7 protein-coding genes are annotated in these 6,022 nt (G+C 40.3%); 6 read left to right on the plus strand and 1 reads right to left on the minus strand.

What is annotated here, in order from left to right; all coding sequences use genetic code 11:
- The first annotated feature begins 533 nt into the window (after window positions 1-533).
- The 6 genes from C7379_RS12305 (at window position 534) to C7379_RS12320 (ending at window position 5,063) form a co-directional block, all read left to right on the plus strand.
- Window positions 534-1,565, plus strand: coding sequence for a plasmid recombination protein (locus tag C7379_RS12305; protein ID WP_133241904.1), 1,032 nt, complete (start codon window positions 534-536; stop codon window positions 1,563-1,565).
- Between the two features lie 5 nt (window positions 1,566-1,570).
- Window positions 1,571-1,741, plus strand: coding sequence for a hypothetical protein (locus C7379_RS12805; protein ID WP_165815075.1), 171 nt, complete (start codon window positions 1,571-1,573; stop codon window positions 1,739-1,741).
- Window positions 1,742-1,870: 129 nt separating this feature from the next.
- Window positions 1,871-2,173, plus strand: coding sequence for a mobilization protein MbpA (mbpA, locus tag C7379_RS13235; RefSeq protein WP_419185316.1), 303 nt, complete (start codon window positions 1,871-1,873; stop codon window positions 2,171-2,173).
- The gene (locus tag C7379_RS12310; protein WP_116617526.1) at window positions 2,170-3,075 is read left to right on the plus strand and encodes a relaxase/mobilization nuclease domain-containing protein; all 906 of its coding nucleotides are present in this window, start codon (window positions 2,170-2,172) and stop codon (window positions 3,073-3,075) included. The genes mbpA and C7379_RS12310 overlap by 4 nt, the downstream gene beginning before the upstream one ends.
- A gap of 59 nt (window positions 3,076-3,134) precedes the next feature.
- Entirely contained in the window at window positions 3,135-4,844 is a 1,710-nt protein-coding gene (locus C7379_RS12315; RefSeq protein ID WP_116617527.1) for a fimbrillin family protein, read from the plus strand.
- Between the two features lie 24 nt (window positions 4,845-4,868).
- Entirely contained in the window at window positions 4,869-5,063 is a 195-nt protein-coding gene (locus C7379_RS12320; RefSeq protein ID WP_116617528.1) for a hypothetical protein, read from the plus strand.
- A 69-nt stretch (window positions 5,064-5,132) separates the two neighbouring features.
- Here the strand turns inward: C7379_RS12320 and C7379_RS12325 are convergent, their stop codons facing one another.
- Window positions 5,133-5,672 (minus strand): hypothetical protein, encoded by a 540-nt coding sequence (locus C7379_RS12325; RefSeq protein WP_243406812.1) that lies wholly within the window; start codon window positions 5,670-5,672, stop codon window positions 5,133-5,135.
- Window positions 5,673-6,022: the final 350 nt, after the last annotated feature.

A 6,022-nucleotide genomic window follows, 5' to 3' on the forward strand; every position in this document is an offset into this window, starting at 1 on the left:
AAGTCGATGATGACTACAAAGGTGATGGAAAGTGAGGTCGAAGGCAGAAACGGAAATAAAAATTAGATAAATGTTCAAGTAAAAAAGTGAAGACATATCATTCAATGGATATGCCTTCACCAACATATAGCCGTATAGTTTTATAGCCGTCTATACGTATATATGTATATACGAATTAGCTTTCTATTCGTATCAACAAGTTATGGTATATAGACGTTTGCCAAATATATGAGATAATAAAAGAGAAGGAAAACGCAGGATGCGGTCATTATCATGAATTTATTGGTTTATCAAAAAAAATGGAGGTTGTTTTTTAACAAAAAAAACTCTCCAAGTCTGAAAAAAGGTTCTGAAAATGTTAATATAAGACTTTTATTTTTTTGAGGATGCTTATTTGCTGTTAAGTCATTTATTTTGCAACTGTCAAAATTCACGAAAATGATCGATAGAGATTTCAAAAAGCTCAATTCTATTGAAAAAAGAAACAGTACATTGTCTTTTGCAAACTAATGACGGAAGCAATAACTTACGAAATGGCAAAAACAGGAATACACATCAAACGAGCTAATGTTGGCTCTGTGGAAGCACACAACAAACGCACGAAAGGTTACATCGAAGGACTGAAAAAAGCTGGCGTGAATATCTATTTTTTTCAGGAACTCTCACACAACAACAGAAGCTGGGTCAATCCTCGATACAAAGGGAAAACCTGTGAGCAGCTCTTCAAAGACATGATAGAAGAATATAAAAAGCTCCACAAGAAACATCAAGCTCCATCACTCAAAGACCGAACTATGACAAATAAGAAAACTGGAAAAGAATATACAGTTGCAGGTTGGTCGCCAATTCGGGAAGGTGTCGTGCCAATCAAGGAAGACACCAAATTATCGGATTTCAAGCCAATCGAGGAGTGGGCAAGAGGCAAAGGACTCGATGTTGTCCGCATCGATATGCACCATGATGAGGGGTACAAAGACGAAGAGACAGGGAACATCAAGTTCAACCACCATGCACACATCGTCTTTGACTGGTTAGACCATCAGACAGGAAAGACGCTGAAGCTGAACGAACAGGATATGAGCGAACTACAAGATGTGGTAGCCAAGGCTTTGGATATGGAAAGAGGGGAAAGCAAAGCCAAGACAGGAGCCGAACACAGAGACGTGGAGCAGCAGCGAATACATGCAGACAAGCTGCGTATCAAAATGGCAGAGCAGAAGATGCAGAGAATGAAGACAAGTTTATTGGATTTAAGCAATTCTATGTTCGGCTCAAATTATTACGATCAGGATGATTACAAGGAAATGAGTTTTGAAGAGGTGGTGAATTTATGGGAAGAATATGTAAACGAAATGAAGAATGAAGCATTAAAAGCCCAGCAAACACTCTATGCAAAGAAAAAAGAACTCGAAGAGGTTGGTTTTATGCTTTCTAAAGCTAAAAAAGAAATTAATACGATAAATAGCACACTGGAGAGCAAAAAGGGAGCATGCAGCTCCAACACGCAGACAGCAAAAGCAAATTGTCTGGCTCATAACAGACGTGACAACATGACAGAAAGTTAACAGGTATGACACCAAGACAATTTGTAAAGCGTGCGATGGCGCACATCCGTGAACTCGGCAAGGAGATGAGCAATGAAGAATACAGTGACTTTTTGGAGGATCTGTCTTATGAGCTTGAGACCGAACGTGAAGATGTGAGCTGGCAAGAATTGACCAGCGAGGGAAAATTTATTTAAGAACCTATTTGAAGCATCAACCCAGGTTGTTGATGTGAAAGAACAGAAGTTATCAACCCTATAAAAAGAAAAGACAATGGCAACAATGAAAAAGAAAATAAAAAGCCATTCAGCCGGACACGGCAGGAGATCTCCTCGCCAGTCCGTCAGACGACCCTCACTTTTCGGGTCAACGATGCCGAAAGGCGCATCATCGAGGATAGGGCACGGAACTGCAACAAGTCCGTTTCGGACTATCTCCGAAATGTCATTTTAGGCAGGACACCGAGGGCTGCGTTCACGGAAGAAGAACGTGAGCAGCTCAAAGTCGTGTCTTCCCTAAGGTTCAACCTCCAGCAACTCAACAACTATTTCCATGGGCATGAGTGGCTAAGGGTGAAGCAGGAGAACGAGCGTATAATCATGTTACTAAAAAATCTCTTGAAAATATGAGCATAATAGGCAAGGCGGAAAGTATCAGTTACGGCAAGGCTGCCGTGAAGTATGCCGAGGAAAAGAAAATTAACGGAGTTGAGATTGCGGAGGACTTCGAACTTCACGCCCTTTCGGGACAGACCTCCGAAGAGTGCTTCAATGAAATGCGGAACTGGAAGAATGGCACAGGTCACGGGAACATCAAGCGTGATTTCCTTTGGCTTTCTTTCTCCCCATCAAAAGAACTCATAGAACAATGGGGAAACGATACGGGCAAGTGGAAAGAAGCGCACAATAAATGGCTCCAGTATCTTGGCGTTGACAACTCCCAGCGCATGACCATCCTGCATTACGGCTCCACCAATGATGCAGAGCGCACCCACCTGCACGACATCATCAACCGCATAGACCTTGACGGAAATGTGATTGATGACGGACAGATAGGGCTGCGAGCCAAGGCAGCAGCCGAAAAAGTTGCCCGAGAATACGGATTAAAGACCGCAGAGGACATCGGAAAGGAACAACGGGGAATTATCAAGCAAAAGGCGAGAAATGCGCTCAGAGGGCTTAAAGCGTGGTCTTTTGACGGTTTTGAAACGGCTTGTGAGGAGCAAGGCTTGAAAATAGACAGATATTACCAACATGACCAAGACGGAAACCCCAGTGTCCTGCAAGGATACTTCCTCATGGACGGAACACACCGCATCAAGGTCAGCCAAATAGACCGAAACCTTACCCTGTCAAGGATAGAGGGAGAATGGAAGAAGTTACGGCAGGAGGTTATAAAGCAAGAACAATTAAAGCAAAAGCAAGATGAACAGAGAAGAATACAGGAGGAAACTCGAAGAAGCGAGAGCCAACGGACAGAGCCAAGAACCGAGCAGCAAGAGGATAGAGAACCCGAAAGAGAGCGTTGGTGAAATCCTTAACATGGGTGACATAAAGATACAATAAATATTAAACAAAATAATTATGCAAAATGAAACATTTTAATTTATTACATTCAATGGCTTTTGCGTTTATAGCCATGTTGTTATTGGGCTTCACATCCTGTACGGAAGAACAAGAAGTCGAAAACATGTCTTTACCCAAAGACGCAATAAGATTTTCGGTCGTGGGCGCAGACGGCACACGCTCCGCAATGGACTCCAAAAATTTTAGAAAAGAGCTGAAACAATTCTTTGTGAACGCATTCTCTGACAACGCTATCCACACTCCTTACATGAAAGATGTGGAATTCATCAATGATGGAAATGGCAATTTTATGTACAAGGATAAAAGAAATATAAAATTATGGCCAGATTACTCCCTTAATTTTGTTGCAATGAACGCACATAATATCTTGGGCACCAAATTGGAAATGTCACAACAGGGCGACATCGGACTTGGGGTGTTTACTGGAGGGGAGAATGATATTGTTGCCGCATATGCGCCAAATCAAAGCAAACTAATGAACAACGGTGAGGTGTTCTTGCAATTTCACCACCTTCTCTCGCAAATTAAATTTTACGTGGAGGATCGGTCCACCAGTCGATTAGATTGCGAAATAAGCAGAATAGGCCTGAAAGGCGTGTACGATGACGCTTTCTTTTCCATCGATCGGCAAGGTAAGGTTAGTACTTCTATGACCCCAAGTGGTAGTGGATATGGAGACTACTCCATTGACGTTAAAAACTATAATCCAAACCAAGAACCTGTTCTCATGAACAACGGAAAGGATATCTTTGTCGTACCCTTGAATCATATATCATGGGATCCTAAATCTGGAATTAAAATAAAGGACATTAACAATGCGATTAGAAATAGGGATGACACAAATATCTACTCCTATGTGTGGCTGGAATGTAAAATCAAGAAAGATGGTAAATATATCGTAGGTAACGAGAACTCTTATGGGCGCACATATTTTCCATTTAGAGTAAATCTAAAGGCTGGTAAAACATATAACTACACGATTAAGATTTCCGATAGCTTTTATGGCTACACCGAAGATACACAAGAGCCAGAACTTGGCAGTATCATAACAGACAAGGGGAATATTTACAAAGACTGCGAAGTGGCTTACAAAAGTGGTGAAGATCCAGTTGCGATGATTGTATATATAGAACCTGACGGAAAAGGGCCGTCTCCATATAAGAAACACGGACTTGCCATATCTTTGTCTACCTTGGCAAAAGAAACTGCAGACGCAACGAAAGGCTATCGAGAAAACTGGTTGTCTTTACAGGAAATAGAATCATGGTATAATTATACAGGTAATTCCAGAATAAGTGTAGGAAAAGAACCTGACTGGACAAATTGGTATGTTCCTTCATGGAAAGATTTGGGACTAATATTTATGGCCTGTGGCGGAAGAGAGTTTATGTGGCAAAAAAATGACATTATGAATAATGAGGATTGGAGCTATGGAGATCTTGATAATATGCTGGCTGCGACAGATCCTACATCACTTGACTTGGACCCCAAAAAAAGATTTACCTTTGCGGAACCATTTTGTTATCAATACTCTATTCCATATAAAAGGTCTGCCGCACTTTATGCAGTGAGAAAAACAGAATCAGGGAATATTGACAATGCCCTCAATGATATTATCATATATAATGCTGCCGAAGAAAAATACGAGACGATTTGGCAAGACAAGTATTACCCAAGTAATAAATTTAATGTCCGACTTGTATTTAGATTTTGAAAATAAACAATTATTAATTTTACAATGAAAAAAACATATATACAACCACAAGTGTATGTAAAGACGCTAATGGGGAATACTGGTATCATGGTCACTTCCAACGAAAATCCAAACATTACAGTGGGTGTTGATGACTGGGATTCTGAGGATATTGATGGCAGTAACGCTAAACGCTTTGAAACGGACTGGGATGAAGCGGGACAAATATTCACTCACTAACAGTTTTGATGAAGACGAACGTTATAAACAAGCATAAAGGAGGCAAAATCTTGCCTCCTTTATGCTTGTTTAATCAGCTCCACCTACCCCTATATGAATCCACCCCTCATCATTGTTTATGTTGTGTAACCCATCGTTGTCATACTCTTGTGTTAGATAGGATTTGTCACTATAAAAGATAATCCACGCCTCGGGGGCGTTGCGGTCAACTTTGTAAGTAACTTCCCTCTGCAGCCTGTTCTGAATATAAGCCTTGATGTTGACCGTGATAGTTCCTTTCATATGCTGGGCATAGTCAGGTAGATGTTTTGTGATGCTAAAATCTTCATAATAACACAAGCATGCGATGTCACTGGTGGTGCATGTGTAAGTACGACTGATCAAACCATTTTTTTGAATTAACACGGTAGAACTCTCATATTTTTCATCATTAATTGTCGGCCGGTCACCGCCTTGCTTAACCCAGTCAGAAGTCGTATAGAAGCCAGCTTTGTTGTTGACGGTTACAGGGTAGCCACTCTTCTTTTTCGAGTCTATAGCAAACACATTGCTCTCTGAACTAAACCTCGTTGTGTCGCCCATATAAGTTACAATCAGTTTAGCTGTCACTGGCTTAGTTGTTTCTTTCGTGTCATTCAAGTCTTCTTTCTCGCAAGCCGTAAAGCAGAAAGCAGCTACACAAAGAATAAATAAGTGAAATAAATTTAGTCTTTTCATATGGCAGATTTTTTTGTGTGAAACAATTTTGTTTAATGTTTTATCAATTTTGTGTGTAAAGATATATATAATAATTAAAAAAAATATTGTTTTTGTCAATAAATTGCTTGTACTTGCCTAATTTGTCATAATTTTATTATTTTATATCATTAGTGTCCCGTTAAAATAGGGACCAGTTAAATATTAATCAAATAACCCCGGAAAGAGGGGACAATCGAGTTCTTTGACATTATTGAAATCAG

This window comes from Hallella colorans (assembly GCF_003096815.1).
Classification (GTDB): Bacteria; Bacteroidota; Bacteroidia; order Bacteroidales; family Bacteroidaceae; genus Prevotella; species Prevotella colorans.